The following is a 3,331-nucleotide window of genomic DNA, read 5'->3' on the forward strand; positions in this document are numbered from 1 at the left end:
TAAAAGGAGCTTCCAAGGGAGAAGGGCTTGGCAATCAGTTCCTGGCAAATATCCGGGAAGTGGATGCGATTGTCCATGTAGTGCGCTGTTTTGAAGACAGCAATATTGTCCATGTGGACGGAAGCATTGATCCCATGAGAGATATTGAGACGATCAATCTGGAACTGATCTTCTCTGATCTGGAAATTCTGGAGCGGAGGATCGCGAAGACAACCAAGGTTGCAAGAAATGATAAGACAGCGGCCAAAGAGCTGAAACTGCTGGAGAAGATCAAGGCTCATCTGGAAGATGGAAAACTGGCAAAGAGTTTTGACGGAGCAGAAGATGAAGAAGAGCAGGAATGGCTGGAGAGCTATAATCTTCTCACTTATAAGCCGGTTATCTTTGCTGCCAATGTAACTGAGGATGATCTGGCGGATGACGGCGCTTCCAATGCAGGCGTACAGGCAGTAAGGGAGTATGCGGCGGAAGAAGGTTTTGAAGTATTTGTTGTATGCGCTCAGATTGAACAGGAGATTGCGGAACTGGAAGAGGAAGAAAAGAAAATGTTCCTGGAAGATCTGGGACTATCCGAGTCCGGACTTGAGAAACTGATCAAGGCAAGTTATCATCTGCTTGGGCTGATCAGTTACCTGACAGCAGGAGAGCCGGAGGTAAGAGCATGGACCATCAAGAGAGGAACAAAGGCACCGCAGGCTGCCGGCAAGATCCACACGGATTTTGAGAGGGGCTTTATCCGGGCAGAGGTGGTCGCTTATGACGATCTTATTGCATGCGGATCCCATAATGCTGCAAAGGAAAAGGGACTTGTACGGCTGGAAGGAAAAGATTACGTGGTACAGGATGGCGATATCATGCTGTTTAGGTTTAACGTATAGAAAGGATGAGGCAGCTTATGCATACATCAATTGACTTTCCTAATCTGGGCATCCACCTGGAAAATGTAGGAAAGACAGTGACAGTTTTCGGCTTTGATATTGCTTATTACGGAATCACGATCGGGATCGGAATGCTGGCCGGTATCGCCATGGCGTTGATGGAAGCAAAAAGGACCGGACAGAAGCAGGAGGATTATCTGGATCTGGCTATGTTCGGAATTATATTCGGGATCATCGGCGCCCGCATTTATTATGTTGTGTTCGCCTGGGATATGTACAAAGATAATCTGTTGGAGATTTTTAATACCCGCCATGGAGGTCTTGCGATTTACGGCGGAGTCATTGCGGCAGTCATTACTGTGTTTGTGGTGGCCAGGGTGAAAAAACAGCCGGTTGCCCTGCTTCTTGATACGGCAGTCTTTGGTCTTGTGACCGGGCAGATGATTGGAAGATGGGGGAACTTTTTTAACAGAGAAGCTTTTGGGGAATATACAGACAGCGTGTTGGCGATGAGGCTTCCTTTGGATGCAGTGCGCACTTCAGATCTGACAGAGAAGATCCGGGATCACATAGAAGTCATAGACGGCGTATCCTATATCCAGGTACATCCCACTTTCCTCTATGAGTCTTTGTGGTGTCTGGGAGTTCTTGTGCTTTTGCTTTTGTACCGGACACATAAGAAATTTAACGGAGAAATTTTCCTGTTGTATCTGGGAGGATACGGCCTGGGGCGGTTCTGGATCGAAGGGCTTCGGACAGATCAGCTCTGGATTCCGGGAACGGAAATTCCGGTGTCACAGGTGTTGGCGGGAACGCTGGTGATCGTGTCAGTAATCTGGATCATATGCGGAAGAAGAAAAAAGAAAGAGACGGAATCCTTATAAATGCGGAAGGATTCCGTTTTTCCTTTTTGTACCGAAAAAGAAACAAAAGAAAACAGAGTAAAATCTGGACTTTTAAAATGGCACGGTCTATAATAAAAATATATGTGAAAAAATAAATTATTATTTTTCAAAATCTAAGGAGGAACAAAAAATGGCAAGAAAAATGAAGACCATGGATGGTAATCATGCAGCAGCTCATGCGTCATACGCATATACAGACGTTGCCGCAATTTACCCGATTACCCCGTCATCTGTCATGGCAGAAGCTACAGATGAATGGGCAACACAGGGAAGAAAGAACATCTTTGGACAGGAAGTACAGGTGACTGAAATGCAGTCAGAGGCTGGTGCAGCAGGTGCTGTTCACGGATCACTGGCAGCAGGTGCCCTGACTACAACATACACAGCTTCCCAGGGTCTGCTCCTTATGATCCCGAACCTTTACAAAATTGCAGGTGAGCAGCTTCCAGGTGTGTTCAACGTATCTGCACGTGCTCTTGCAAGCCATGCACTTTCTATTTTCGGAGATCACTCAGACGTATATGCCTGTCGTCAGACCGGATGTGCAATGCTGTGTGAATCAAGTGTACAGGAAGTTATGGACCTGACACCGGTTGCACACTGCTCTGCAATCAAGGGACGCATTCCGTTCATCAATTTCTTTGACGGTTTCCGTACATCTCACGAAATTCAGAAGATTGAGACATGGGATTATGAAGATCTGAAAGATCTGGTAGATATGGACGCAATTGACGCATTCAGAAAACATGCTCTGAATCCGAATCATCCATGCCAGAGAGGTTCCGCACAGAACCCGGATATCTTCTTCCAGGCAAGAGAAGCAAGCAACCCGTACTATGCAGCTATGCCGGCTATCGTTCAGGAATACATGGACAAGGTAAATGCTAAGATCGGCACAGATTACAAACTGTTCAACTACTATGGAGCAGCAGATGCAGAGAAGGTTATCATCGCTATGGGATCTGTATGTGATACCATCGAGGAGACAGTTGACTATCTGCTGGCAGCAGGACAGAAGGTTGGTCTTGTAAAAGTACGTCTGTACAGACCATTCAGCGCACAGGCACTGATCGATGCAATTCCTGACACAGTTAAGACAATTTCTGTATTAGACAGAACAAAAGAGCCGGGTGCTCTTGGAGAGCCACTGTGGCTGGACGTTGTAGCAGCTCTGAAGGGAACAAAATTTGACGCTGTTCCGGTTCTTTCCGGACGTTACGGATTAGGTTCCAAAGATACAACACCTGCACAGATTGTTGCTGTATACAACAACACAGAAAAAGAGAAATTCACTATCGGTATCGTGGATGATGTGACAGGACTTTCCCTGGAAGAGGGCGAGCAGCTTGTTACAACTCCGGAAGGAACGATCAACTGTAAATTCTGGGGACTTGGAGCTGACGGTACAGTAGGAGCAAACAAGAACTCCATCAAGATCATCGGTGACAACACAGATATGTATGCACAGGCTTACTTCGATTATGACTCCAAGAAGTCCGGTGGTGTGACAATGTCTCACCTTCGTTTCGGTAAAAAGCCGATCAAATC

3 protein-coding genes are annotated in these 3,331 nt (G+C 46.4%); all 3 read left to right on the forward strand.

From position 1 onward, the window contains the following. On the forward strand, positions 1-878 hold an 878-nt coding region (gene ychF, locus WJ238_RS00190; RefSeq protein ID WP_337605826.1), incomplete at its 5' end, for a redox-regulated ATPase YchF. 17 nt (positions 879-895) lie between these two features. After that, on the forward strand, positions 896-1,762 hold the full coding sequence (gene lgt, locus WJ238_RS00195; protein ID WP_256194604.1) for a prolipoprotein diacylglyceryl transferase: 867 nt from the start codon (positions 896-898) through the stop codon (positions 1,760-1,762). 151 nt (positions 1,763-1,913) lie between these two features. Next, on the forward strand, positions 1,914-3,331 hold a 1,418-nt coding region (locus WJ238_RS00200; protein ID WP_337605827.1), incomplete at its 3' end, for a 2-oxoacid:acceptor oxidoreductase family protein.

The organism is Claveliimonas sp. (assembly GCF_037273965.1).
Classification (GTDB): Bacteria; Bacillota; Clostridia; order Lachnospirales; family Lachnospiraceae; genus Claveliimonas; species Claveliimonas bilis.